General features: G+C 72.0%; 23 protein-coding genes. 13 read left to right on the plus strand and 10 right to left on the minus strand.

Translation table 11 applies throughout. The features are described from left to right. Positions 1 to 43: 43 nt before the first annotated feature. The gene (locus ACIGWZ_RS22305; RefSeq protein ID WP_400067162.1) at positions 44 to 604 is read left to right on the plus strand and encodes a hypothetical protein; all 561 of its coding nucleotides are present in this window, start codon (positions 44 to 46) and stop codon (positions 602 to 604) included. 99 nt (positions 605 to 703) lie between these two features. Here the strand turns inward: ACIGWZ_RS22305 and ACIGWZ_RS22310 are convergent, their stop codons facing one another. The 3 genes from ACIGWZ_RS22310 to ACIGWZ_RS22320 form a co-directional block, all read right to left on the minus strand. Beyond that, positions 704 to 1,819 (minus strand): cation diffusion facilitator family transporter, encoded by a 1,116-nt coding sequence (locus ACIGWZ_RS22310; protein WP_400067164.1) that lies wholly within the window; start codon positions 1,817 to 1,819, stop codon positions 704 to 706. Positions 1,820 to 1,947: 128 nt separating this feature from the next. Beyond that, positions 1,948 to 2,706 carry an SDR family NAD(P)-dependent oxidoreductase gene (locus ACIGWZ_RS22315; RefSeq protein WP_400067287.1) on the minus strand — a complete coding sequence of 253 codons (759 nt, stop codon included), beginning with the start codon at positions 2,704 to 2,706 and terminating at the stop codon, positions 1,948 to 1,950. A gap of 176 nt (positions 2,707 to 2,882) precedes the next feature. Further along, positions 2,883 to 3,371, minus strand: a complete 489-nt coding sequence (locus tag ACIGWZ_RS22320) for a cupin domain-containing protein (RefSeq protein WP_400067166.1) — start codon at positions 3,369 to 3,371, stop codon at positions 2,883 to 2,885. Positions 3,372 to 3,493: 122 nt separating this feature from the next. Here ACIGWZ_RS22320 and ACIGWZ_RS22325 point away from each other — a divergent pair, with 122 nt between their 5' ends. Further along, the gene (locus tag ACIGWZ_RS22325) at positions 3,494 to 3,943 is read left to right on the plus strand and encodes a MazG-like family protein (protein ID WP_400067168.1); all 450 of its coding nucleotides are present in this window, start codon (positions 3,494 to 3,496) and stop codon (positions 3,941 to 3,943) included. A gap of 7 nt (positions 3,944 to 3,950) precedes the next feature. On the opposite strand, the gene ACIGWZ_RS22330 is transcribed toward ACIGWZ_RS22325, so the two are convergent. Beyond that, positions 3,951 to 4,580, minus strand: a complete 630-nt coding sequence (locus ACIGWZ_RS22330; RefSeq protein WP_400067170.1) for a TIGR03086 family metal-binding protein — start codon at positions 4,578 to 4,580, stop codon at positions 3,951 to 3,953. A 96-nt stretch (positions 4,581 to 4,676) separates the two neighbouring features. Between ACIGWZ_RS22330 and ACIGWZ_RS22335 the strand changes: the two genes are divergently transcribed. Next, on the plus strand, positions 4,677 to 5,504 hold the full coding sequence (locus ACIGWZ_RS22335; RefSeq protein WP_400067172.1) for a DUF6597 domain-containing transcriptional factor: 828 nt from the start codon (positions 4,677 to 4,679) through the stop codon (positions 5,502 to 5,504). A 16-nt stretch (positions 5,505 to 5,520) separates the two neighbouring features. Here the strand turns inward: ACIGWZ_RS22335 and ACIGWZ_RS22340 are convergent, their stop codons facing one another. Then, complete coding sequence (locus tag ACIGWZ_RS22340; protein WP_400067173.1) at positions 5,521 to 6,177, minus strand: TetR family transcriptional regulator; 657 nt, start codon at positions 6,175 to 6,177, stop codon at positions 5,521 to 5,523. Positions 6,178 to 6,297: 120 nt separating this feature from the next. On the opposite strand from ACIGWZ_RS22340, the gene ACIGWZ_RS22345 reads away from it, so the two are divergent. Then, positions 6,298 to 7,863, plus strand: a complete 1,566-nt coding sequence (locus tag ACIGWZ_RS22345; RefSeq protein WP_400067175.1) for an FAD-dependent monooxygenase — start codon at positions 6,298 to 6,300, stop codon at positions 7,861 to 7,863. Positions 7,864 to 7,878: 15 nt separating this feature from the next. Here ACIGWZ_RS22345 and ACIGWZ_RS22350 read toward each other — a convergent pair whose 3' ends face one another. Then, positions 7,879 to 8,604, minus strand: a complete 726-nt coding sequence (locus ACIGWZ_RS22350; protein WP_400067177.1) for an ATP-binding cassette domain-containing protein — start codon at positions 8,602 to 8,604, stop codon at positions 7,879 to 7,881. An 89-nt stretch (positions 8,605 to 8,693) separates the two neighbouring features. Here ACIGWZ_RS22350 and ACIGWZ_RS22355 point away from each other — a divergent pair, with 89 nt between their 5' ends. The 3 genes from ACIGWZ_RS22355 (at position 8,694) to ACIGWZ_RS22365 (ending at position 10,900) form a co-directional block, all read left to right on the plus strand. Further along, a complete protein-coding gene (locus ACIGWZ_RS22355) occupies positions 8,694 to 9,029 on the plus strand; it encodes a YnfA family protein (protein WP_400067179.1) in 336 nt (111 codons plus the stop codon). A 151-nt stretch (positions 9,030 to 9,180) separates the two neighbouring features. Next, a complete protein-coding gene (locus ACIGWZ_RS22360) occupies positions 9,181 to 9,984 on the plus strand; it encodes an SDR family NAD(P)-dependent oxidoreductase (protein WP_400067181.1) in 804 nt (267 codons plus the stop codon). A 172-nt stretch (positions 9,985 to 10,156) separates the two neighbouring features. Continuing rightward, positions 10,157 to 10,900 carry a DUF2306 domain-containing protein gene (locus tag ACIGWZ_RS22365; protein ID WP_400067183.1) on the plus strand — a complete coding sequence of 248 codons (744 nt, stop codon included), beginning with the start codon at positions 10,157 to 10,159 and terminating at the stop codon, positions 10,898 to 10,900. Between the two features lie 247 nt (positions 10,901 to 11,147). On the opposite strand, the gene ACIGWZ_RS22370 is transcribed toward ACIGWZ_RS22365, so the two are convergent. Beyond that, on the minus strand, positions 11,148 to 12,404 hold the full coding sequence (locus tag ACIGWZ_RS22370; protein WP_400067184.1) for an RtcB family protein: 1,257 nt from the start codon (positions 12,402 to 12,404) through the stop codon (positions 11,148 to 11,150). A gap of 173 nt (positions 12,405 to 12,577) precedes the next feature. Between ACIGWZ_RS22370 and ACIGWZ_RS22375 the strand changes: the two genes are divergently transcribed. From ACIGWZ_RS22375 to ACIGWZ_RS22385, 3 genes are all read left to right on the plus strand, one after another. Continuing rightward, the gene (locus tag ACIGWZ_RS22375; protein WP_400067186.1) at positions 12,578 to 13,513 is read left to right on the plus strand and encodes a hypothetical protein; all 936 of its coding nucleotides are present in this window, start codon (positions 12,578 to 12,580) and stop codon (positions 13,511 to 13,513) included. A gap of 199 nt (positions 13,514 to 13,712) precedes the next feature. Continuing rightward, positions 13,713 to 14,420, plus strand: a complete 708-nt coding sequence (locus ACIGWZ_RS22380; protein WP_400067188.1) for a DUF3558 domain-containing protein — start codon at positions 13,713 to 13,715, stop codon at positions 14,418 to 14,420. Between the two features lie 115 nt (positions 14,421 to 14,535). Next, entirely contained in the window at positions 14,536 to 15,870 is a 1,335-nt protein-coding gene (locus ACIGWZ_RS22385) for a DUF2637 domain-containing protein (RefSeq protein ID WP_400067190.1), read from the plus strand. A gap of 55 nt (positions 15,871 to 15,925) precedes the next feature. Here the strand turns inward: ACIGWZ_RS22385 and ACIGWZ_RS22390 are convergent, their stop codons facing one another. Both ACIGWZ_RS22390 and lysS read right to left on the minus strand, forming a co-directional pair. Continuing rightward, positions 15,926 to 16,141: a hypothetical protein gene (locus tag ACIGWZ_RS22390; RefSeq protein ID WP_400067192.1), complete on the minus strand. Its 216-nt coding sequence runs from the start codon at positions 16,139 to 16,141 to the stop codon at positions 15,926 to 15,928. Between the two features lie 110 nt (positions 16,142 to 16,251). Beyond that, positions 16,252 to 17,976 (minus strand): lysine--tRNA ligase, encoded by a 1,725-nt coding sequence (gene lysS / locus ACIGWZ_RS22395; RefSeq protein ID WP_400067194.1) that lies wholly within the window; start codon positions 17,974 to 17,976, stop codon positions 16,252 to 16,254. A 199-nt stretch (positions 17,977 to 18,175) separates the two neighbouring features. Here lysS and argS point away from each other — a divergent pair, with 199 nt between their 5' ends. The 3 genes from argS (at position 18,176) to ACIGWZ_RS22410 (ending at position 22,511) form a co-directional block, all read left to right on the plus strand. Further along, on the plus strand, positions 18,176 to 19,963 hold the full coding sequence (argS, locus tag ACIGWZ_RS22400) for an arginine--tRNA ligase (protein ID WP_400067196.1): 1,788 nt from the start codon (positions 18,176 to 18,178) through the stop codon (positions 19,961 to 19,963). Between the two features lie 551 nt (positions 19,964 to 20,514). Further along, positions 20,515 to 21,309, plus strand: coding sequence for a hypothetical protein (locus tag ACIGWZ_RS22405; protein WP_400067198.1), 795 nt, complete (start codon positions 20,515 to 20,517; stop codon positions 21,307 to 21,309). Beyond that, the gene (locus tag ACIGWZ_RS22410) at positions 21,306 to 22,511 is read left to right on the plus strand and encodes a S8 family peptidase (RefSeq protein ID WP_400067200.1); all 1,206 of its coding nucleotides are present in this window, start codon (positions 21,306 to 21,308) and stop codon (positions 22,509 to 22,511) included. Before ACIGWZ_RS22405 ends, ACIGWZ_RS22410 begins: the two co-directional genes overlap by 4 nt. 99 nt (positions 22,512 to 22,610) lie before the next feature. Here the strand turns inward: ACIGWZ_RS22410 and hemB are convergent, their stop codons facing one another. Then, positions 22,611 to 23,600 carry a porphobilinogen synthase gene (gene hemB / locus ACIGWZ_RS22415; RefSeq protein ID WP_400067202.1) on the minus strand — a complete coding sequence of 330 codons (990 nt, stop codon included), beginning with the start codon at positions 23,598 to 23,600 and terminating at the stop codon, positions 22,611 to 22,613. Positions 23,601 to 23,747 lie beyond the last annotated feature (147 nt).

The following is a 23,747-nucleotide window of genomic DNA, read 5'->3' on the forward strand; positions in this document are numbered from 1 at the left end:
GATCGGGTTGCGCGGCTGGAGCTGCGAGTGGTCGGGTGGAGATATGCATCGCGGTGGCGAACTGGGTGAGGGGACCGATGACCGGGGTCCCGAGCGCGCCCAGCGCGGCCGTCACCGGCGTGAGGACGTCGAGGGCATCACGGGCGGGGACAACAGGGGCGGCCGCATGGGGGTGACGTACAAATACTTCGGTGCGCCGAACGGCGCGACGGCGGCCCGGGTCCCGATCTCCATGCGCCCCGAGGAACTCGGCGGCGACGAGCTCGGCATGGGCGGCATGTTCACCAAGATCAAGCCGGAGACGATGGCCGCCATGGTCCTCACCGGTATAGAGGGCATACCCCTCCATAAGGTTCCCCCGCTCGAGCTGGTGGTCCTCCACCCCGACTACGCCGTCGTCAAACTCCCCATGACGGTCGTCGACCCGCTGCGCGGCGTCGGCGAGGAATCGGTCGGCGCGGCCGCCTTCATCTGGTCCACCGTCCCCGACCGCGGCGGCCCGCGCGACGCCTACACCGTCTACCAGCTCCTGCACGAGTGGCAGGACTTCAGCCACCGGCTGCACGAGGCGGGGCATCAGGCGTACTGCCTGGTGTGGCCCTGACCACCCCGCCGAGGCCTCGGCGGGGGCCGTCCGGCGGCCCCTCCCGCGCCGTGCGCACCTCGGATACCCGGCGACGCGCCGGGTGATCGCCGTGAAGCGTCAGACGGCTGCGTGCTGCTGACGCCGATCGTGGCGGTGAGGGTGATGATGCGCCAGCGCGGCATGCGGATCGGCGGCGGCGCCGTCGAGGAGGGCGGGGGCGGGGTCCGTGTGGACGGTGGCCCCGGTCAGCCGCGGTACGGCATGGATCAGGGCGTGCTCGGCCGCCACCGCCAGCTCGTGCGCCGCCAGCACCGGCAGCCGCGGGTCGACCACGATGTCCGCCTCGGCCCGGAGCGTGTGCCCGATCCACCGCATCCGCACCGGCCCGATGTCCCGCACCCCCGGCACGCCGCGCAGCGCGGACTCGGCCCGCTCGACCAGCTCCGGATCGACGGCGTCCATCAGCCGCCGGCAGACCTCCCGGCCCGTGTCCCGCAGCACCAGCGCGATGGCGGCGGTGATCAGCAGGCCGACCACCGGGTCGGCCGCGCGCCAACCGAGCGCCGCGCCGCCCGCCCCCAGCAGCACCGCGAGCGAGGTGAATCCGTCGGCCCGAGCGTGCAGTCCGTCGGCGACCAGCGCCGCCGAGCCGATCTTCCGGCCGGTACGGATCCGGTAGCGGGCCACCCACTCGTTGCCGACGCACCCGACCACCGCGGCCAGCGCCACCGCCCCGAGGTGGGAGACGTCCCTGGGGTGCAGCAACCGGTCGACGGCCTCCCAGGCGGCGACCACCGCCGACGCGGCGACCGTCAGCACGATGGCGATACCGGCCAGATCCTCGGCCCGCCCGTATCCGTAGGTGTAGCGGCGATCGGCCGCGCGCCGGCCCAGCACGAACGCGATGCCCAGTGGAACGGCGGTCAGCGCGTCGGCGGCGTTGTGAACGGTGTCGCCCAGCAGCGCCACCGACCCCGACCGGACGACGACCGCGGCCTGCACCGCCGTGGTCAGCCCCAGGACGGCCAGCGAGATCCACAGCGTGCGCATCCCTTCGCCGGAGGCCTCCATCGCGGGGTCGAGCTTGTCCGCCGCCTCGTGGCCGTGCGGCTTCAGCAGGTGCGCGGCCCGGTGGCGTACGGCTGACACGGCCGATGCCGCCGTCCAGCGAGCCCTGCCGGGCCGGTGAGGGTGATCGTGGTGGTGGTGGTGGTGGTGCGAGCGTCCCTCCATACACTTCATCGTGGCACCGCAACTCCCTTGCAGCCACTGCCGAGATAAGGCTCATGACCAGGTGCAATGCCGTCGCAGATGCCTGTCGGGCGGTGGTGCGACGGCGCCGCGGCACCGTCGTGGGCGCGTCACCACGTAGGGCGGGCCGAGACCCCGCCGTCCACGACGAGATCGTGACCGGTGATCCAGGAGGCCATCGGCGAGGCGAGGAAGACACAGGCATCGCCGACGTCCTCGGGCCGCCCCAACCGTCCGGCGGGCGCCGCCCGTTGCCAGCGGTGCACTCCCTCCGGCCAGTCGTCCTCCAGGCCGGGACGTGCGATCAGCCCTGGTGAGACGCTGTTGACGCGGATGCCGTACGCCCCGTACTCGAGCGCCGCGGACCGTGCGTGCATCACCACCGCCGCCTTGGCCGCGCTGTAGTGGGCGTGCAGCGGCGCCGGCCGGGCCGCCTCGATGGAGGCGATATGGGTCACCGATCCCCCGTCGCCCGCCCGCATCACGTCCACCGCGGCCTGTGTGCAGGCGAAGACGCTGTGGACGTTCGGGTCCGCCACCGCCCGCCAGTCGGCGAGCGACATGCCCGCCAGCTCCTGCGTCGGCTGCACCCCCGCGTTGTTCACCAGCGCGGTCAGCCGCCCGCGCCATGCGGCCGCCTCCGACACGAGCCGGTGGCACTCCTCTTCGACGGCCAGATCGGCGGCCAGTGCCAGGGCGCTCCCGCCGTCCGCCTCGATCCGCCGGACCAGGTCCTGGGCGGCATCGGCAGCCGTACGGTAGTGCGCCACCACGGCGGCGCCGGCCGCGGCGAACCGCAGCGCGATCCCGCGGCCGAGGGTGCCGCCCGCGCCGGTGACCAGGGCGACTTGGCCGGTGAGGTCGGGCAGGCTCGGCCGCGTTCCGGCGGCCGGGGAGCGCCGGGGCTCGCCTGGCCGACCGCGTCCGTCCTGGTGGCCGGGCGTGTCGCTCACACGTTCGGGTGTACTTCCGGAACCGTCGGCCCCCTCGGGAGTAGCCGACCCCCCGACCGCGTTGTGGGCCCCACAGGGGGGCGTCTCCCCTGTCATGGCCGGCTCAGCGCCGCGATCCGCGCCGCCTCCTGGGGGAACCGCGCCGTCAGTTCGGCGGCGTCCCCGTGCTCGTAGTCCTCGAAGGTGAAGCCCGGCGCCATGGTGCAGCCGAAGAGCGCCCAGGAACCGCCGTCGGCGACCGCGGCGGCCATCCACGTACCGGCCGGAACGGTGAACTGGACGTGCTGCCCGCCCAGGATGTCCGGGCCGAGGACGACCGTACGGGCGGTGCCGTCCGTGTGCAGCAGCAACAGGGTGAGCGGATCGCCCCGGTAGAAGTGCCAGATCTCGTCCGTCGGCAACCGGTGCAGCGCGGAGAAGTCACCGGGCTCCGCGGTCAGCAGCATGACGATCGCCGACCCCTCCGGACGCCCGTCCGCCCGCTCGGGCCCGGCCCAGGTACGCCGGAACCGCCCGCCCTCACGGGGCAGCGGGACCAGTCCGTAGAAGTCGATCAGGGCCTCGGGCGTCGGCTGGTGCATTACGGCCTCCCGTACTCCTGGTTTTGCCCCACACCCTAGGCAGGGGGCGGGCGGGGCGCGGGCACAATTGGGCCATGCCTGATGCCATGCCTGATGCCGTGTCAGAAGTCACGCCCGACGGCATGCCTGACGCCGTGCCCGATGTCGTGACCGACGCCGTGACCGTGTCCGAGGCGGGATCCGCTACCGGGTCGGGAGCCGACGGTGCGTTGGCGGGGACGGCCGTGTGGGAGACCGTCGAGGAGCTGGTGCGCTGGCTGGACCGGGAGTGCGTGCTGCCGCCCGAACAGGTGCGGCTGCTGCGGATCCTCAAACTCTCGGAGGAGTCGGGCGAGGTCGCGCAGGCCGTCATCGGGGCCACCGGCCAGAACCCGCGCAAGGGCCATACCCACACCTGGGACGACGTACAGAGCGAGCTGTGCGATGTGATCGTGACGGCGATGGTGGCCCTGCGGACGCTGACCCCGGAGGCGCGGCGGGTGTTCGACGGGCATCTGGGGCGGGTGGCGGAGCGGGCGGCGTCCGCTCCGGGCCGGTCGGCTCCCCCCTCAGGCCCGCCCCCTGCCTCGTGAGGGCCGGTCAGCCCGCCGTCCAGTGGGGATCGCGGCCCGTCTCCGCCAGCAGCCCCTCGATGTCGGACGCGCCCGGCGGTACGGGGACCGGTGCGGCGAAGACGTTCATCTTCCGGGCCGTCGGGGACATCTGGGCGACCAGCGAGCGCAGCTCGGCCAGGCACCCCGCGGCCGGCGCGTAGGTCTGGCCCGTCGCCCGCGCCACGTCCCATGCGTGCACCGTCAGGTCCAGCAGCACCATCCCGCCGACGATCCGGGCCGGCAGCTGCATCCCCCCGCTCAGCCCTTCCTCCGCGCCCGGCGCCGCCCAGGCCTCGACCAGCCGCGCCGTCTCCTCGGAGAGCCGGTCCGGCCACTGCGCGCCGTACTCGGCGATCCGGTCGGGCGTACGGCTGAAGTCCGCGTCCTTCTTGGCGGCCAGCGCCTGGAACTCGACGATCACCTGGAAGAGGTGGTTGAGCAGGGCCCGTACGTCGTATTCGGCGCACGGCGTCCGCCGGTCCAGCTGGTCGTCGCGCACGCCGCGCAGCACGGGGAGCGCGGCTGCGGCGGCCGCGTCGAGCAGTTCGCCGAGGGGTTCGCCGAGGGGTTCGCCGAGGGCATGGCTGAGAGGTTCGCCGAGGGGTTCTTCCGTCATGTGCCCGACGCTACGAGCCCCCCTCGCCGGTGGCTTGAAAAAACGCGACAGTCGGAAGCCTTCGTGCGCGTCATGACGCGCCGTAGGCTCGTTGGCATGACCGCTCCACGGCGCGATACCCGGGGCATCGTCGATGCCCGGGAACTCCTCACCCGGGTGCAGTTCCGCCGCCGCGTCCCCGCCGTGCCGCTGCGCCCGTACGTCGAGCACTACTGGCTGATCGACTGGGATCTGGCCGAGCCGTACGCCACACATGTCGTCCCGCACCCGTCCGTGAACATCGTCTTCCAGCGGTACGCGGACCGGCCGGGCTTCGGCGAGGTCGCGGGTGTCGGGCTGGAGCTGTTCTCGCAGAAGCTGGTGGGGCGGGGGCGGGTGTGCGGGGTGCAGTTCCGGCCAGGTGGCTTCCGGCCGTTCGCGCCGGGGCGGTCGGTCACGGACTGGACGGGGCGGCGACTGCCGCTCGATGTGGTGTTCGGCGGTGCGGAGCGTTCCGGTTCCGGTGCGGCCGCCGCGCCCGGTGTGCTGGAGCCGGACGACGAGGACGCCCGGGTGGCGGCGCTCGACGCTTTTCTGGCCCCGCTGCTACGGGGCGGGCCGCGGGTCCTGGAGCAGACCGGGCTCGCCATGCGCCTGGCCGACCGGATCCGCCGGGACCGTACGATCCGGCGGGTCGCGGACTTCGCGCGGGACGAGGGGATGTCCGTACGGGCGCTGCAGCGGCTGTTCGCCGGGTACGTCGGGGTCAGCCCCAAGTGGGTGCTGCTGCGCCATCGCGTCCATGAGGCCCTGGAGCGTGCCGCCTCCGGGGCCGCGGCCGACTGGGCAGCGGTCGCCGCCGAGTTGGGCTACAGCGATCAGGCGCATCTGATCCGCGATGTCACGGCGACCGTGGGGGTGTCCCCGACGGCGTACGGGCGCTGAGCCGCGGGGCGGGTCCTCAGGGCCGTTCGGCCGTCAGATAGCGCTGGACGGTGGGGGCCAGCCAGGCGACGAGTTCGTCGTGGGTGAGGGCGACGGCGGGCGGCACGTGCAGGACATAGCGGCACAGCGCCATGCCCAGGATCTGCGAGGCGATCAGCGCGGCGCGGGTGGCCGACTCCTCGGGCACCGGGCAGACGGCGTCGAGCACCGGCCCGATCTGCTCGGCGAAGATCCCGCGCATCCGTTCCGCGCCCGCGGCGTTGGTGACGCCGACGCGCATCATGCCGGTCAGCGTCTCGTCGCCCTCCCAGCGCTCGATGAAGTGGCGGACGAGCCGGGCGCCGACCTCGTCGGGCGGCACCTGGGTGAGGTCGGGGGCGCGCAGGTCGATCTCCGAGGCGGCCGCGAAGAGGCCCTCCTTGTTGCCGTAGTAGCGCATCACCATCGACGGATCGATGCCCGCGTCCCGTGCGATGGCGCGGATCGTGGCGCGTTCGTAGCCGTCTGCGGCGAAGCGGTCCCGGGCGGCGGCGAGGATCGCGGCGCGGGTGGCTGCGGAGCGGCGGGGGCGGGGATGGGCGCCGGCGTGGGGGGCCTCGGCGGCGACGGGGGGTGCGTCGAGGTCCACGTCGGGGGCGCGGGAAGGGCTGGTGGGGGGTCTGCTGTCGGCCATGCCAACAAATGTAGGCCAACAAGTGTTGACATGCTACTCCCGGGCGTCCTACCGTTGTTGCCAACAAGCGTTGACCAACACATGTTGGCAACGTTGGCACTGTTGGCACTGGAGGCGGCCATGACGGCGACGAACCACGAGCCCAGCACCACCGATCCGACGACGCCCCCCGAGACCCCGCACAGCGACGTCATCGTCGTCGGCGCCGGCCCGACCGGCCTGCTCCTCGCCGGCGACCTCGCCGAGGCCGGGCTGCGCGTCACGCTTCTGGAGCGCCGCCCCGCGACCCTCAGCAATCTCACCCGCGCCCTCGCGGTGCATGCCCGTTCGCTGGAGCAGCTGGATGCCCGCGGCCTGGCCGACGAGCTCATCGCCGGCGGCCACCGGCTCGGCTCCCTCACCCTGTTCGGCAAGGTCGCCCTCGCCCCGTCCCGGCTCCCGTCCCGCTTCCCCTTCGTACTGATCACCCCCCAGTACGAGGTCGAGCGCCTGCTGGAGCGGCGGGCCCGGCAGGCCGGCGTCACCTTCCGGTACGAGTCCGAGGTGCTGGGCGTCGAGCAGGACGCGGAGGGCGTGACGGTGCGCCTCCGTCGGCCCGGGGGCACCGGCAGCGCCCGCTCCGCCTATGTCGTCGGCACCGACGGCGCCCGCAGCGCGGTCCGTGAAGCCGTCGGCCTGCCCTTCCCCGGCAAGTCCGTCATCCGCTCCGTGGTTCTCGCCGATGTCCGACTGGCCCAGGAGCCCCCCTCCCCCTTCACCGTCAACGCCGGCCGCGATGCCTTCGCCCTGATCGGCTCGTTCGGCGACGGCTGGTACCGCGTCATCGGCTGGAACCGCCACGCCCAGGCCGACGACGACGCCCCGGCCGATTTCGACGAGGTCCGGGAGGTCGCCAGGCTCGCCCTCGGCACGGACTACGGCATGCACGACGCCCGCTGGATCTCCCGCTTCCACAGCGACGAACGCCAGGCCCCCGCGTACCGCGTCGGCCGCGTCTTCCTCGCGGGCGATGCCGCACATGTCCACTCCCCCGCCGGCGGCCAGGGCATGAACGTCGGGCTCCAGGACGCGGCCAACCTCAGCTGGAAGCTGGCGGCGGTGCTCAAGGGCCACTCCCCCGACAGCCTGCTGGACAGCTATCAGGCCGAACGGCACCCGGTGGGCAAGCAGGTGCTCCGCAGCAGCGGCGCCATCATCCGGCTCGCGCTGCTGCGCTCGACGCCGGGCCGCGCCGCCCGGGGGCTCGCCGCCCGGCTCATCAACCGCATGAGCCCGCTGTCCCGCCGCGCGATCGGCGCCGTCTCCGCCATCGACGTCGCCTATCCGGCCGCCCGCGGTGCCCACCCCCTCGCCGGCCGCCGCGCCCCCGACATCCGCCTGGCCGACGGCAGCCGCCTGTACGAACTCCTCCGGCAAGGGAAGTTCGTCCTCATCGCCCCCGCCGACGAGACCGGTTCCCTCCGCCCGGCCGCCGACCGCATCGCCACGGCTTCCTGGGAGAGCGACCGCCGCACCGCCCTGCTCGTCCGCCCCGATGGCTATGTCGCCTGGGCCACCGATGCCACCGCACCGGCCGAGCGCACCACCGCGCTCCGTACCGCTCTCGTCCACTGGACGGGCGCGGCGATAGCCCCCGCCGGGGCGGGCCCGGCCGGTCCGGCCGACCACGTCGCCGTCGCCTCATGACCGCGGAGCGCGAGGTCAGGTGAGCACATGCCGCAGATAGGCCCCGGGATCGGTCAGATATCGGCGCCAGTGATCGACGAGGCCCAGCTCCGCCCACTCGGCGGCCCGGAGTCCGTGCTCACCGACCTCGATGATCTCGGCGCCGGGCAGCGCCGTCAGTACCGGCGAGTGCGTGGCACAGACGACCTGCGCGCCCATGGCGGCCAACTCGTCCATCAAGCCGACCAGTTGAAGACAGGAGGAGAACGACAGTGCCGCCTCCGGCTCGTCCATCACATACAGCCCCGGCTGCGCGAACTTCTCCCGGAAGGCCAGCAGGAAGCCCTCGCCGTGGCTCATCTCGTCCGGGTCCTGCGTCAGCCGCGCGCGGCTCAGCGCATCGAGCGCGGTCTCGGCCCGGAGAAAGAAGCCGCGGCGTCGGGTGCGCGGACCCCGGAGCATCCGTCGGCCGGCGTGCGTGGGATCGAACCGCAGCAGTGCGCCCAGCTCCGACGGCGCTCGCGGACCGGCGTACTTGTAGCCCGCCGCGCCACCGTAAGAATCCAGCCCGAAGGCCTCCGCCAGCGCCTCCGCCAAGGTCGACTTCCCCGAGCCGTTCTCCCCCACGAGGAAGGTCACCGGGGCCCGGAAGGTCAGCCCCTCCTCGACCAGCTGCCGCACACAGGGCACGGTCCAGGGCCAGCCGTCGTCGGCCGTTCCCTCGCCTTCCGGCAGGTCCACGTAGGCACGTTCGATGAGCATGCCCTCGAAGCTCTCACAGGGCACCGCCATCGGCGTTCCCGATGACGCCCGCCCGCTACCGCGGCGTGCCGCTCCCTACCCTGGCCGTCATGCTGATCTCCCGTTCCCTCGCCCTGTTCGTCGTCGCCGCGCTCTTCGAGATCGGCGGCGCCTGGCTGGTCTGGCAGGGGGTCCGGGAACACAAGGGCTGGATCTGGATCGGCGCGGGGGTGATCTCCCTGGGCCTGTACGGCTTTGTGGCGACCCTCCAGCCGAATGCCGAGTTCGGCCGCATTCTGGCCGCGTACGGCGGGGTCTTCGTCGCCGGTTCGCTGGCCTGGGGCATGGTCGCGGACGGCTACCGCCCCGACCGCTGGGACGTCATCGGCGCGCTGATCTGCCTGGCCGGCATGGGTGTGATCATGTACGCCCCACGGGGCCGCTGACCCGCGCCTGCATATCCTGGCCAGGTACCGCCTGATCAACCACCGTCCGCCGCCCGGCCCCCGCCCCAAGCTCTTGAGGAATGCGGGGCACGGTCACCCGGGCCACACCCCGGCCCCCGCCCGGCCTCCATCCCGGCCACGAGGAGAGCGCATGACCGCCGAAGCCCGCAACGACGCCCGCACCGCCGAGGGCCGCACCCCGGGTGCCGCCGCGGGTGCCCGTACCGCCGTCATCACCGGAGCGAGCAGCGGCATCGGCGCCGCCACCGCACGGCAGCTGGCCTCGGCCGGGTACCGCGTCGTCCTCACGGCCCGCCGCAAGGACCGCATCGAGGAGCTCGCCGCCGAGCTGCCGCACGCCGAGGCATACGCCCTCGATGTCACCGACCGTTCCGCCGTCGATGCCTTCGCGGCCTCCCTCGACCGCTGTGACGTCCTGGTCAACAACGCCGGCGGCGCCTACGGCGCGGAGCCCGTCGCCACGGGTGACCCGGCCGACTGGCGCGCGATGTACGAGGTCAATGTGCTCGGCGTGCTCCATATGTCCCAGGCCCTGCTGCCCGCCCTCACGGCATCGGGGGACGGCACGGTCGTCGTGCTGTCCTCCACCGCCGGCCTCGCCACCTACGAGGGCGGCGGGGGCTATGTCGCCGCCAAGCACGGCGCGCATGTCATCGCCGAGACCCTCCGCCTGGAGCTGTGCGGCGAGCCCGTACGGGTCATCGAGGTCGCCCCCGGCATGGTCAAGACCGAAGAGTTCGCCACCACCCGCTTCCGCGGCGACACCGCCAAGGCCGCCAAGGTCTACGAGGGCGTGGCCGAGCCGCTGAGCGCGGACGATGTCGCCGACACCATCACCTGGGCGATCACCCGCCCCGCGCACGTCAACATCGACCTCCTGGTCGTCCGCCCGCGCGCCCAGGCCTCCAACTCCAAGGTCCACCGCACCATGTGAGGCCACACCGGCACGGCGCACCGGCCCGCGGCCCGCGGCCGGCGGGCCCCTCGCCCGCCGCCCGCCCCGCTCCCCGCCTGAGGCCGCCCCCTCGCGTACGGGGCCTGGGTACACCCCCAACCGGGTGTCCCGGCCCCGTGTCCCGCGGCGCCGCCGTCGCGACAGTGGACGCATGACCTCCGCGACGCATTCGGACGACCCCGCCACCACCCGCGCCAGACCGCCCGGCCCGACCGTGCCCCGCCCCCGACGCCGCCGCGCCGCCTGGTGGCTGATCCCCCTGGCCGCGGTGATCGTCCTCGTCACCGCCCGCGCCCTGAGCGCCTACATTCCCCCGGACCTGGGCACCAGCCGCGTCCCCCCACGCAGCGAGCTCCACTACGCACTGCTCCTGGCGCACATCTTCACCGCCGCCCTCGCGGTGCTCACCGGCATCGCCCAGTTCTGGCCCTGGCTGCGCCGCCGCCATCCGGCCGTGCACCGCTGGACCGGCCGCGGCTACTTCTTCGCCGGCGTCTTCCCGTCCGCTCTCGTCGGCATCCCCGTCGTCTACTTCGCGCCCACGGGCCTGAGCAACCAGCTCTCCCTGGCCGTCCTCGACATCCTCTGGATCGGCACCGCGCTCGCCGGCTACCGCGCCGCCCTCCGGCGCCGCTACGCCGACCACCGCGTCTGGATGATCCGCAACTTCGCCCTCACCCTCGTCGCCATCACCTCCCGCCTCATCCAGCCCCTGCTCGAACACCTCGTGGCCGCCCGGCTCTCCGACCCGGTCGGCTACGGCGGCGACCAACTGGCCGCCTCACACGACATCGCCAGCGGGACGGCCTGGACCGCCCTTGTCCTCAACCTGATCGCGGCCGAGTACGTGATCCAGCGGCAGGGGAAGCGGAGGCCACGGCGGGTGGCGGGCTAGCTCGGCGTGCCGCTCGGGGCCATGGACGGCCCCGAAGCCGCGGGAGACGACCGACGCGCGCCGGGCTCGCGGGTCCGGGACGGCCCGGACCCGCGGGCCCCGCACGACGCTCCGCACGAGTGGGCCCGGCGCTCACCGCAAGCCGGTCCCGCGGCGCGCACGCCCCGGAACCGGCAGGACCGCCAAGACCGGCAGGACCGCCCGGACAGGCAGGACACCAAGACCGGCAGAACCGGCGGCGCCGTCCTCAGCCCTTCACGCAGATGACCTGCTTGAGCTTGGCGACCACCTGGACCAGGTCCCGCTGCTGCTCGATCACCTTGCCGATCGGCTTGTACGCGCCGGGGATCTCGTCCACCACGCCCGTGTCCTTACGGCACTCGACGCCCCGGGTCTGGTCCTCCAGGTCCCGCGTGGAGAACCGCTTCTTGGCGGCGTTCCGGCTCATCTTCCGGCCGGCCCCGTGGGAGGCGGAGTTGAAGGACTTCGGGTTGCCCAGACCGCGGACGATGTACGACTCGGTACCCATCGAGCCGGGGATGATCCCCCACTCCCCGCCTCGGGCGCTGATCGCTCCCTTGCGAGTGACCAGCAGGTCCATCCCGTCGTAGCGCTCTTCACTGACGTAGTTGTGGTGGCAGCTGATCACGCCGGGCCGGTACTCGACGGTCTGCATCCCGCCCTCGGCATCTTCCTGCTGACAGGAGATGACCTCGTCGAAGGTGACCTTCGCCTTCTTGAACTCACGGCGGATCACGTCCTGGGTCAGGGCCATCATGATGTCGCGGTTGTGCTTGGCGTACTCCTGCGCCCAGAACAGATCGTTCCGGTACGCCGCCATCTGCGGGGTGTCGGCGATGAAGACGGCGAGGTCGCGGTCGACCAGCCCCTGGTTCTGCGGCAGCTTCTGGGCCACGCCCATGTGGTACTCGGCCAGTTCCTTGCCGATGTTGCGCGATCCGGAGTGCAGCATGATCCACACGGACTCGTCCGCGTCGAGACAGATCTCGTGAAAGTGGTTGCCACTTCCGAGCGAACCCATCTGCTTCGTGGCGCGCTCATAACGGAACTTGACCGCCTCGGCGACTCCGTCGAACCGCGCCCAGAAGTCGCCCCACCCCGCCGTCGGGAAGCCGTGCATCCGCCCCGGGTCGACGGGGGTGCCGTGCATCCCGCGCCCGACCGGGATCGCCTGCTCGATCTTGGAGCGGAGGCGGGAGAGGTCACCGGGAAGATCGTTGGCGGTGAGCGAGGTCTTCACCGCGCTCATCCCGCAGCCGATGTCGACACCGACCGCCGCCGGGCAGACCGCGCCCCGCATCGCGATCACCGAGCCGACGGTGGCCCCCTTGCCGTAATGCACATCCGGCATCACGGCCAGGCCCTTGATCCACGGCAGGGTGGCGACATTGCGCAGCTGCTGCATCGCGACGCCCTCGACCGCGGCCGGGTCCGTCCACATGCGGATCGGCACCTGTGCGCCGGGCACCTCGGTGTACGACATAACTTCTTCTTTCCCCCGAAAACAGATAAAACGCAAAACGCGGACAACTCATCGGATCTTGGACGGTTGGCCGACGTTCGCGGCAAGACGTGCGGTAGACATTGTGCCCATCGGCCGCCGCCCGGCGGCAACCACATTTCGTGGAGGACTCCACAGGAAAGGAGCCGCGAACGATGCAACGAACCGTGCAGCGAGCCATGCAGCCGGTCACGCAGCGAGCCACGCAGCGAAAGTCGCTACGGAAGTCGTTCGCCCCCGGTGCCGTACTGGTGACCGCCGCGGCGCTCGCCGTCGGCCTCACCGGCTGCACCGCCGGCTCCACCACCGACGGCGGGGCCGCCGACGACAAGGGCGGCGACACCTCCACGTCGAGCCAGGCCGTCGAGCCAGGCCGCTACCAGACCCTCCCGGAGGCCTGCCGGCTCCCCGCGCGCAGCACCGTACGCGGCCTGCTGCCCGGCGACGACCAGCAGCTTTCCCGCGAGGACGCGGAGAAGATCTACGCGGGCCAGGCCGATGTCACCTATGACACCGACCGCCGCGTCGGCTGCCGATGGAAGCGCGAGACGACCGAGGGCACCCGTCACTTGGCGCTCGACATCGTGCGGGTGGTCTCGTACGACCCCGCCGTCGGCGACGACGACCGGGCCCAGGAGATCTACGCCGGCAAGGAGCTGGCCGCCGAAATACCGTCCGACGGCTCCGCGACGCCCACCCGGCCGCCCTCGACCCCCAAGAGCACGCCGGAGGCGAAGACCGCCAAGGGCGGCAAGGACGCCAAGGGCGGCACGGGCGGCAAGGGCGGCACGGGGAAGCCGTCCGGCGGCCCGGCCTCGCCGTCCGCCGAGGCGAGCACGGACCCCGGCAGCTCCACCGCGCCGCGCGTCCTGGCCGGCCTGGGTGACGCGGCGTTCCTGAACGACAAACTGGCCACCGCGGACTCCGGTGTGCACCGCGACATCACTGTGGTCTTTCGCACGTCGAACGTCATCGTGACGATCACATACGACCAGTGGTCGACGGACAAGGCCAACCTGCCGGAGAGCCAGGAACTGCAGGACAAGGCCCGTTCGCTGGCCGGAGAGCTCGCCGACCGACTGAGTGAATAGTCCCGATTGGGTGAATTGAGGCAATGGTCGCGTCGAGTGCGGAACGCCCTATTCATCCGCTCAGTCAAACGACACGAATCGGCCACCGATCCCGCTCCGCCGCGTACCGTGCCGTCTAGCCCCGCCCCCGTGCGAACGTCCGCACGACCCCCGTACGCGCGGTGGGGCGGCCGCCACGACGACGAACAGCGAAGGAACCATGCACCGTTCAGCCAAGCGACTCGCCAGCCTTCTCGCCTGCGCAGCAGTCCCGGTGATGCTCGTCGCCGGCTGCTCCGGCTCGGACACCAAGAGCTCCGACGATTCCTCCGAAGCGCCCAGCAAGTCGAGCAGCCCGTCGCCGACCGTTGCGGCCGCGAAGTTCGCCGCGCTGCCGAAGCCGTGTGAGGCGTTCTCCAAGGGCACCCTCGACAAGCTGGTGCCCGAGACGAAGAGCGAGGCCGGGAAGCAGGGCGGCATCACCGACAACGCGCACGGCACCTGCTCGTGGGACAGCTCCGACGACCAGGGCGTCGACGGCACCCAGTTCCGCTGGCTGGACGTCGGATTCCAGCGCTACAGCTCGGACCCGAACCCCAAGATCGGCTCCGGCGAGAAGCGCGCCGCGGACTTCTACGCCAAGCAGGTCTCCGACGCGAAGGCCACCACGGGCGCCAAGAAGCTGGAGGCCGTCAAGACCTCCGGAACCGGCGACGAGGCGACCTCGATCACCTACGACGTGAGGAGGGAAGGCAACTCCTTCAAGAACACGACGGTGATCGCCCGCACCGCCAACATCGTCGTCACGGTCAACTACAACGGCTCGGGCCTGGCCGGCGCCGACACCCCCAAGGGCGCCGACCTGCTCAAGAAGGCCCAGGCCGCCGCCAAGGAGGCCGTGCAGGCCGCCATCAAGGCGAACGGCTGACCACAGCGCCGCAACACCGCCGCATCACCGTGACCCCGGGCCCTCCCCGGCCCCGGCTTGACCGGGTGTGCCACGCTAGGCGCGCCATTTCGCCGAGGCCGGGGAGGAACCGCGGGTGTCCGCGACGAAGACGGCGCAGTTGACCCGTACGCACCGCATCCTGATCGGCGTGGTCATCGCCGGTGCGGCGCTGATCGCGGCCATCGGGTTCACCGGTTCCTACGCGGCGGTACGCGAGCTGGCCGAGAAGAAGGGCTTCGGGGCGTTCTCGGCCGTCTTCCCGATCGGCATCGACGCGGGGATCGTCGTCCTGCTGGCGCTGGATCTCCTGCTGACCTGGATCCGCATCCCGTTCCCGCTGCTGCGCCAGACGGCGTGGCTGCTGACGGCCGCGACGATCGCGTTCAACGGCGCGGCCGCCTGGCCGGACGCGCTGGGCGTGGGCATGCATGCGGTCATCCCGGTGCTGTTCGTGGTGGCCGTGGAGGCCGCCCGGCACGCCATCGGCCGGATCGCCGACATCACGGCCGACAAGCACATGGAGGGCGTCCGGCTCACCCGCTGGCTGCTCGCCTTCCCGTCCACGTTCCGGCTGTGGCGCCGGATGAAGCTGTGGGAGCTGCGCAGTTACGACCAGGTCATCCAGCTCGAGCAGGACCGCCTCGTCTACCAGGCGCGGCTGCGGGCCCGCTACGGGCGGGCGTGGCGGCGTCGGGCGCCGGTCGAGTCGCTGATGCCGCTGCGGCTGGCGCGGTACGGGGTGCCGCTGGCGAAGACCGCGCCGGCCGGGCTGACGGCCGCGGGGATAGCCCCGCCGGTGCTGATGCCGGCGGGCACGGATCCGGTGCCGGGCCCCGAGGCGAAGCCGTACGGCGTCCCGGCACAGAGAGTGGCGGAACGCCCGGTGCCGACGGCCACAGCGCCGACGGACACCGCTCCGGCAGTCCTGGCGCCGGCAGACACGGCGCGGACGGACGACGCAGCGCAGGCAGACACCGCGTCGTGGGAGCCCCGGCGCGAGACCGTCGACGAGGTTTTCGGCGAGACCGCCACCGAGGACCTCCAGGCGGCCGCCCACGCGATCGCCGCCCCCGAACAGCCCGCCGGCACGCCCCCGTTGACGGTCCCCGTAGGTCCCGGCCGCAGCCGCCCCCTGGGCCCCGCCGGTGCCCTCGAAGCGGAGCCGGAGCCGAACCCCGAAGCGCTCCCCCCGATCGCCACCCTCCCCGACGACGTCCCCCGCGACGAGGCGTACTTCCTGGCCTTCCGGGCCTATGTCGCCGAGAAGCACACGTTCCCCGACTCCCGGCAGTTCGGTCGCTATCTGCTGGACTCCCACGGGGTCACGGGGCGCAACGGCGGCCCGCTGACCGAGGGATATCTGCGCGGTTTCGTGCGGGAGTTCCAGATGCGGTTCCGGTCGGAGATGGAGACCGAATACCTCCCGTAACGGGGGCGGCAGGGGCAGGGGAGAGCCGGACGGCTCCCGCAGCGGGCCGGCGGCCCTACGCCGCCCCGCCCTTCAGCCGCTTCTGCTTGCGCTTCTTGTCCAGTTCGCCCCATACGGCGAGCGCCGCACCGGCGGCGAACACCCCCAGGTGGGCCGCCACTGGCGGATCGAAAAAGCGGGCCATGATCCCCCAGTTCTTGTCGAAGAACACCTGGCCGACGAAGCCCACCGCCCCCTGGAGCATGGCGATGAAGCCGATGATTCCCCTCATGCCTCCAGCGTGACGGGTCCGGCCGCGGGGCTCCTCGTCCCCGGGGCCGAACCCGTCCTCGTCCGGAAGTCGCACGCCCGGACCGGCGCCTACGACTCAGCGGCGGTCGCTCAGCCGCCGAGCAGCTTGCGCACCCGGTCCGCGCCGACCGCCAGCAGCAGGGTGGGCAGCCGCGGCCCGGTGTCCCGGCCGACCAGCAGGTTGTAGAGCAGTGCGAAGAACGCACGCTGGGCGACCTTGAGCTCCGGCGTGGGCTTGGCGTCCGGCTCCAGGCCCGCCTGGATCTTCGGCACGCCGTAGACCAGCGTGGTCAGACCGTCCAGCGACCAGTGCGCGTCCAGGCCGTCGAGCAGCAGCCGCAGCGAGGTGCGCCCCTGCTCGTCCAGCGAGCCCAGCAGCTCCTTGTCGGGCTCGTCGCGGACGACGGTGCGCGCTTCGGCCGGGACCTGGGTGGTGATCCAGTACTCGGCCTTGTCGAGCCGCGGCCGGGCCTCGTCCAGGGAGCGGACCGGGTTGTCGGGGTCCAGCTCGCTCAGGATCCGCAGCGTCTGCTCGTCGTGGCCCGCGGTGATGTCCATGACGGACGCCAGGGTGCGGTACGGGAGCGGGCGCGGCGTGGTGGGCAGCTCGCCGGCGGCAACGCCGACGGCGCGCTTGTAGGCGGCGGCGTCGGCGGGCTGCGCGGAGCCGTCGGCGACCTTGGAGGCCAGCTTGTCCCACTCGTCGTAGAGCCGCTGGATCTCCTGGTCGAAGGCGATCTTGAAGGCCTGGTTGGGCTTGCGGCGGGCGTAGAGCCAGCGCAGCAGCGGCGCCTCCATGATCTTCAGCGCGTCGCCCGGGGTGGGGACGCCGCCCTTGGAGGAGGACATCTTGGCCATGCCGCTGATGCCGACGAAGGCGTACATGGGGCCGATGGGCTGGGCGCCGTCGAAGATTTCGCGGACGATCTGCCCGCCGACGACGAACGACGAACCGGGCGAGGAGTGGTCCACACCGGACGGCTCGAAGGTCACGCCTTCGTAGGCCCAGCGCATCGGCCAGTCGACCTTCCAGACCAGCTTGCCGCGGTTGAACTCGCTCAGCCGGACGGTCTCGGCGAAGCCGCAGGCCGTGCACGTGTAGGCGAGCTCGGTGCTCTCCTCGTCGTAGGAGGTGACCGTCGTCAGGTCCTTGTCGCACTGCCCGCAGTAGGGCTTGTACGGGAAGTAGCCGGCCGAGCCGCTGCTGCCGTCGTCCTCGCCGGCGGCGCCGGAGCCCTCGGCGGCCTCCAGCTCGGCCTCGTCGACGGGCTTCTGCGACTTCTTCGCCGGGGCCTTCTTCGTGCGGTACTGGCCCAGGATCGCGTCGATCTCCGCGCGGTGCTTCATCGCGTGCAGAATCTGCTCGCGGTAGGCGCCGGAGGTGTACTGCTCGGTCTGGCTGATGCCGTCGTACGCGACGCCCAGCTCGGCCAGCGCCTCGGTCATGGCGGCCTTGAAGTGCTCGGCCCAGTTCGGGTACGCCGAGCCGGCCGGGGCCGGTACCGAGGTCAGCGGCTTGCCGATGTGCTCGGCCCAGGAGTCGTCGACGCCCGCGACGCCGGCCGGGACCTTGCGGTAGCGGTCGTAGTCGTCCCAGGAGATGAGGTGGCGGACCTCGTGGCCACGGCGGCGGATCTCGTCCGCGACCAGGTGGGGGGTCATGACCTCGCGGAGGTTGCCCAGGTGGATCGGGCCCGACGGGCTCAGGCCCGAGGCGCAGACGACCGGTTTGCCCGGGGCGCGGCGCTCCGCCTCGGCAATGACCTCGTCCGCGAACCTGGAGACCCAGTCGGTCTCGGTGCTCTGCTGAGCCACGATCGGCCCTTCCTCTTCCTGGTGCTTGCTCGTTGCGCCCTGGTGTGCGTCCGACGCCGCCGTCCGACGTACACAAGCCTGTCGGTGCCATTCTCCCAGACGTCGCCCGGACAGAAATTCAGTGGTATCGCCGTGGGATACTCGCTGGCAAACCCTTTCCACTCCAACGACTCCTCCCTCCAGAAGAGAGCTCATCCCCATGGCCTCGGTCACTTCCCTCGCAGCTACGGTCAACCAGCGCGTCGCGGACGCCCTCTCGGCAGCCCTGCCGGAGGCCGGCGTCGCGGACCCGCTGCTGCGACGTAGCGACCGGGCCGATTTCCAGGCCAACGGCATGCTGGCGCTGGCGAAGAAGCTCAAGGGCAACCCGCGGGAGCTGGCGGCGCAGGTCGTGGCCGGCATCCCGACCGGCGAGAGCGGCGCGGCGATCAAGGAGATCGAGGTCTCCGGACCCGGGTTCCTCAACATCACCGTCGCGGACGAGGCGATCATCAGGAACCTCGCCGAGCGCGCCGCCGATGCCCGGCTGGGTGTGCCGTACGCGGCCGACGGCGGCACGACCGTCATCGACTACGCGCAGCCGAACGTGGCGAAGGAGATGCACGTCGGCCATCTGCGGTCCGCGGTGATCGGCGCGGCGATGGTCGAGATCCTGGAATTCACCGGCGAGAAGGTGATCCGGCGCCATCACATCGGCGACTGGGGCACCCAGTTCGGCATGCTCATCCAGTACTTGGTCGAGCACCCGCACGAGCTGGACCACAAGGACGGCGCGAGCACCGACGCCTCCGGCGAGGAAGCCGCGTCCAATCTCAACCGGCTCTACAAGGCCTCGCGTGCCCTCTTCGACTCCGACGAGGAGTTCAAGGAGCGGGCGCGGCGCCGGGTCGTCGAGCTCCAGGCGGGCGACGAGGAGACGCTCGCGCTGTGGCGGCGGTTCGTGGACGAGTCGAAGATCTACTTCTACTCGGTCTTCAACAAGCTCGACATGGAGATCCGCGACCCCGACATCGTCGGCGAGTCCGGCTACAACGACATGCTCGAGGAGACCTGCCGGCTGCTGGAGGAGTCCGGCGTCGCGGTGCGCTCCGAGGGCGCGCTGTGCGTGTTCTTCGAGGACGTCAAGGGCCCGGACGGCAACCCCGTCCCGCTGATCGTCAAGAAGTCCAACGGCGGCTACGGCTACGCCGCCACCGACCTCTCCGCGATCCGCGACCGCGTCCAGAACCTCGGCGCGGACACCCTCCTCTACGTCGTCGACGTGCGCCAGTCCCTCCACTTCAAGATGGTCTTCGAGACCGCCCGGCGGGCCGGCTGGCTGAACGACAAGACGGACGCCGTCCAGCTCGCCTTCGGCACGGTCCTGGGCAAGGACGGCAAGCCGTTCAAGACCCGTGAGGGCGAGACGGTGCGGCTGGTGGATCTGCTGGACGAGGCGATCGAGCGGGCGACGGCGGTCGTGCGCGAGAAGAACAACGAGAAGATCGCCCTCACCGAGGAAGAGATCGTCGAGAACGGCGTCCAGATCGGCATCGGCGCGGTGAAGTACGCCGACCTCTCGACGTCGGCCGGCCGCGACTACAAGTTCGACCTGGACCAGATGGTCTCGCTGAACGGCGACACGTCCGTGTACCTCCAGTACGCGTACGCCCGGATCCGCTCGATCATCCGGCGGGCCGGCGAGACCCGCCCGGCGGCCCACCCGGAGCTCGAACTGGCCCCGGCCGAGCGGGCGTTGGGGCTGCACCTGGACCAGTTCGGGGAGACCCTGGCGGAGGCGGCCGAGTCGTACGAGCCGCACAAGCTCGCCGCGTATCTCTACGGGCTCGCCTCGCTGTTCACGACGTTCTACGACCAGTGCCAGGTCGTCAGCGAGGACAACCCGGTGGAGGTCGTCGAGAACCGCCTCTTCCTGTGCGACCTGACCGCCCGCACCCTGCACCAGGGGATGGCGCTGCTGGGGATCCGTACGCCCGAGCGGCTGTGACCACCGCGCGGTGAAGCGTGGAGCGGCGGCCCGGATTCCTTCCGGGCCGCCGCTCCGTCGTTTTTCCGCCGGACCCGGGCCGTCCGGATCGGCAAACGCGCCTCGCATCACTGAACATGTGCTCGATAGTGTCTGCTGAGCGCACGCGCGGGGGCGTGCCGCGCCGACTTGTCTTCCCCCGCCGTTCCGGGCCCGAGTGCCGGACGCCGACGCCAAGGAGGGGAGCCATGTCGTACCCGAGGCCGCCCGAAAACCCCGGCAACGCCGGGCCGTACGGGCAGCAGCCCCAGCAAGGGGCCTGGCCACAGGGCCAGGGAGGCATGGCCCCGCCACCGCCCGTGCAGCCGCCGCCCGCACCACCGCAGGGACCCCCGCAGGGCTACCCCCCGCAGGGACCCCCGCTCGGCGCGCCGCAGGGCCCCCCGCAGGGACCACCCCTGCAAGGCCCGCCTCAAGGCCCGCCCCAAGGGCCCCCGCACGGCGCCCCGCAAGGCCCGTGGGCCCCGCAGCAAGGCGGCTGGGCCCCGCAGGGCGGCCCGGGGATGCCGGGCATGCCCCCCGCGGGGGTCCCCGCGCCGGCACCGCGGTCGAACACGGGACGCACCTGCCTCACCGCCGCCCTCGCCGTCGTCGGCGCCCTCGCGCTGCTGGGCGGCGGCGGGCTGCTCTCCCATGCGTACTCCAACGCGAGCCAGTCCATCCCCAACCGCAGCGAGTTCGGCCCGTCGATGTGGCGGAACGAGCCGGTGGACAAGATCTTCCCGGAAGCCCTGGCGGACAAGCAGGACGCCCAGTCCGACACCGCCGACCGCAAGCGGGCCCAGTGGCACCGCATCGGCATATCGGACAAGACCGGGTGTGACGAGGGGCTGAGCTCCGCCATCGCGGCCGAGGCGAAGAAGCTGGGCTGCAAGGCCGTACTGCGGGCCACCTACGTCGACCCGACGGGCAACACCGTGGCGACGGTCGCCGTGATCGTCCTGCCCAAGGGCGACACCGCCAAGAACAAGATGGGCGACTTCTTCAGCTACGAGCAGGACAAGCACTCCACCAGGGACCAGGTGAAGGCGTTCGGCGTCCCGCGCACCCTCGCGGCCCGCTGGAACGACGCGGCCCGTAACGGTTCGCACGGCGACACGGTGACGGAGATGAACCTCCCCTACGCCCTTTCCGCCTCCACCGGCGCGGCCGACGGCCGCAAGGCGGGCAAGCTGCCCGGCGAGTGGGGAAGGCACGCGACCGGCGACGCCGAATCGGACCGCTCTCCCTGGGAGGGCGCCGCCATGACTCTCGTCGACCTCATGAACGCACACCTCGGCGATCTGCTGCTGAAGGAGACCCCGTGACATTCCGGCGCATCGCAACGGCCCTGTCGGCGGCCGGGATCAGCGCGCTGCTGTGCGTGACGACCGCGACGCCCGCGGCCGCCGACGCCCCCAGGAGCTGGGAGTACCAGGCACTCGGCCTCGCCGCGGCGCAACGGACCGCTCAGGGTGACGGCGTCACGGTCGCGGTCCTCGACAGCGGCGTCATGTCCGACCACCCTGCGCTCCGGGGCAAGGTGACCACGGGGCCCGACTTCCAGAAGGACGGCCTCCAGCCCGGCAACCCGCGCTGGGGCGGCCACGGCACCGCGATGGCCTCGGACGTCCTCAAGGTCGCCCCGAAGGCCAAGATCCTTTCGGTCCGCGTGATCGACGACGAGAAGGACAACAAGAAGCTGCGGCAGGGGCCCAGCCCCGTCGGCCAGGGCATCAACTACGCCGTGGACCACGGCGCCGACGTCATCAGCATGTCGCTCGGCGGCGAGCTGTTCGGCCGCGAATTCAACGAGCAGGAGATCGACGCCCTGGCCCGTGCGGCGCAGAAGGGCATCCCGGTCGTCGCCTCCGCGGGCAACGACGGGGACATGTTCAACGAAACCTCCTTCCCGGCCGCCTACCCGGAATCGATCTCCGTCGCCGCGACCCAAAAGGGCGGCAACCGCGCCGAGTTCTCCACCGTCCGGACCTACAACGCCGTGGCCGCGCCCGGCGTGGAGATCGTGAGCGCGAAGAACACCGGCGGCTACTGGAAGGTCAGCGGGACCTCCCCCGCGGGGGCGCTCACCGCCGGCGTCGTGGCCCTCATGCTCTCCCACAACCACAAGCTGACGCCGGCACAGGTGCGCGCGGTGCTGACCAGGACGGCCCATCACCCGGCCGGCGGACACAACGCCCTGGTCGGATACGGGACGATCAACGCCGCCGCCGCGGTCCAGGCCGCCACGAACCCGCCCGCCGACGGAGCGGCCCCGGCGAAGTACCAGGGCAAGCAGTACCCGGCCGGACAGGACGGCACGTCAAAGATCGACCACCCGGCGCTGGACACCCAGGAGGCGACGGTCGCCTACAGCGCCGCCGGCGCAGGCCTCCTGATGGTCCTCGCCGCGATCCTGCTCGGCGTCCTGGGCCGTAAGCGTGCCAAGGCCGAGGCGACGGCGGCACCGGCCGCGACGGGCCCCGCCGGCTACCCGGGCCACCCGGGCTACCCCGGCGCCCCGCGCTGACGGAACCCGGCCCCGCCGACGACGAGCGAGCGGACCGAGCACCACGCGTAGGGCCCCCGCCCGGAAAGCATCCGGACGGGGGCCCCGCGCATGCGTCGCCTACAGCCCCCGCGCGACCTCCGTCGCCCAGTAGGTCAGGATCATGTTCGCCCCGGCCCGCTTGATGCCGGTCAGCGTCTCCAGGATCGCCTTGTCGCGGTCGATCCAGCCCTTCTCCGCGGCGGCCTCGATCATCGCGTACTCGCCCGAGATCTGATACGCCGCCACCGGCACGTCCACCGCGTCCGCGATCTTCGCCAACACGTCCAGATACGGCAGCGCCGGCTTGACCATCACCATGTCGGCGCCCTCGTCCAGGTCGAGCGCCAGCTCACGCAGCGACTCGCGGAGGTTGGCCGGGTCCTGCTGATAGGTCTTGCGGTCGCCCTTCAGCGACGATCCCACGGCCTCGCGGAACGGTCCGTAGAACGCCGACGAATACTTCGCCGTGTACGCCAGGATCGAGACATCCTCATGACCGGTCTGGTCCAGCGCGTCCCGGATGACGCCGACCTGGCCGTCCATCATGCCGCTGGGGCCGACGACATGGACGCCCGCATCCGCCTGCACCTGCGCCATCTCCGCGTAGCGCTCCAGCGTGGCGTCGTTGTCGACCCGCCCGTCGGCGTCCAGGACACCGCAGTGGCCGTGGTCGGTGTACTCGTCCAGGCACAGGTCCGACATGATCACGAGATCGTCGCCGACCTCGGCCCGTACGTCCCGGATGGCCACCTGGAGGATGCCGTCCGGATCCGTACCGGCCGTCCCGGCCGCGTCCTTCTTCGCCTCCTCCGGCACGCCGAACAGCATGATCCCGGCGACCCCGGCCTCGACCGCCTCGACGGCCGCCTTGCGCAGGGTGTCTCGGGTGTGCTGGACGACGCCCGGCATGGCGTTGATCGGCACCGGCGCGGCGACGCCCTCCCGGACGAACGCGGGAAGGATGAGGTCGGCCGGATGCAGGCGGTACTCCGCGACCATCCGCCGCATGGCGGGGGTGGTGCGCAGCCGCCGCGGCCGCGCCCCCGGGAAGCTTCCGTACTTCGTCATACCACCCACGCTACGCCCGCCCCGCACCCGCCTTTGCCGACGTCGCGTCGGCCCCTCCCGGAGCCGGCGGGCTCCGCCGCCGCGCCGCCGGATGCTTCTCGGTCGGTCACGCCGGTCGGCTGCGGCGCGAGTTGGGCACGGCACGAC

The sequence above is a fragment of the Streptomyces sp. NPDC053427 genome, from assembly GCF_044544985.1.
Classification (GTDB): Bacteria; Actinomycetota; Actinomycetes; order Streptomycetales; family Streptomycetaceae; genus Streptomyces.

Coding starts and splice junctions, on each gene's coding strand:
- ACIGWZ_RS22365 (WP_400067183.1), top strand. CDS start 10,157: ATGACCTCCGCGACGCATTCGGACGACCCCGCCACCACCCGCGCCAGA.
- ACIGWZ_RS22320 (WP_400067166.1), bottom strand. CDS start 3,371: ATGCACCAGCCGACGCCCGAGGCCCTGATCGACTTCTACGGACTGGTC.
- ACIGWZ_RS22305 (WP_400067162.1), top strand. CDS start 44: ATGCATCGCGGTGGCGAACTGGGTGAGGGGACCGATGACCGGGGTCCC.
- ACIGWZ_RS22380 (WP_400067188.1), top strand. CDS start 13,713: ATGCACCGTTCAGCCAAGCGACTCGCCAGCCTTCTCGCCTGCGCAGCA.
- ACIGWZ_RS22310 (WP_400067164.1), bottom strand. CDS start 1,819: ATGGAGGGACGCTCGCACCACCACCACCACCACCACGATCACCCTCAC.
- ACIGWZ_RS22360 (WP_400067181.1), top strand. CDS start 9,181: ATGACCGCCGAAGCCCGCAACGACGCCCGCACCGCCGAGGGCCGCACC.
- hemB (WP_400067202.1), bottom strand. CDS start 23,600: ATGACGAAGTACGGAAGCTTCCCGGGGGCGCGGCCGCGGCGGCTGCGC.
- ACIGWZ_RS22375 (WP_400067186.1), top strand. CDS start 12,578: ATGCAACGAACCGTGCAGCGAGCCATGCAGCCGGTCACGCAGCGAGCC.
- ACIGWZ_RS22355 (WP_400067179.1), top strand. CDS start 8,694: ATGCTGATCTCCCGTTCCCTCGCCCTGTTCGTCGTCGCCGCGCTCTTC.
- ACIGWZ_RS22335 (WP_400067172.1), top strand. CDS start 4,677: ATGACCGCTCCACGGCGCGATACCCGGGGCATCGTCGATGCCCGGGAA.
- ACIGWZ_RS22390 (WP_400067192.1), bottom strand. CDS start 16,141: ATGAGGGGAATCATCGGCTTCATCGCCATGCTCCAGGGGGCGGTGGGC.
- ACIGWZ_RS22340 (WP_400067173.1), bottom strand. CDS start 6,177: ATGGCCGACAGCAGACCCCCCACCAGCCCTTCCCGCGCCCCCGACGTG.
- ACIGWZ_RS22345 (WP_400067175.1), top strand. CDS start 6,298: ATGACGGCGACGAACCACGAGCCCAGCACCACCGATCCGACGACGCCC.
- argS (WP_400067196.1), top strand. CDS start 18,176: ATGGCCTCGGTCACTTCCCTCGCAGCTACGGTCAACCAGCGCGTCGCG.
- ACIGWZ_RS22325 (WP_400067168.1), top strand. CDS start 3,494: ATGCCTGACGCCGTGCCCGATGTCGTGACCGACGCCGTGACCGTGTCC.
- ACIGWZ_RS22405 (WP_400067198.1), top strand. CDS start 20,515: ATGCCCCCCGCGGGGGTCCCCGCGCCGGCACCGCGGTCGAACACGGGA.
- ACIGWZ_RS22350 (WP_400067177.1), bottom strand. CDS start 8,604: ATGCTCATCGAACGTGCCTACGTGGACCTGCCGGAAGGCGAGGGAACG.
- ACIGWZ_RS22330 (WP_400067170.1), bottom strand. CDS start 4,580: ATGACGGAAGAACCCCTCGGCGAACCTCTCAGCCATGCCCTCGGCGAA.
- ACIGWZ_RS22370 (WP_400067184.1), bottom strand. CDS start 12,404: ATGTCGTACACCGAGGTGCCCGGCGCACAGGTGCCGATCCGCATGTGG.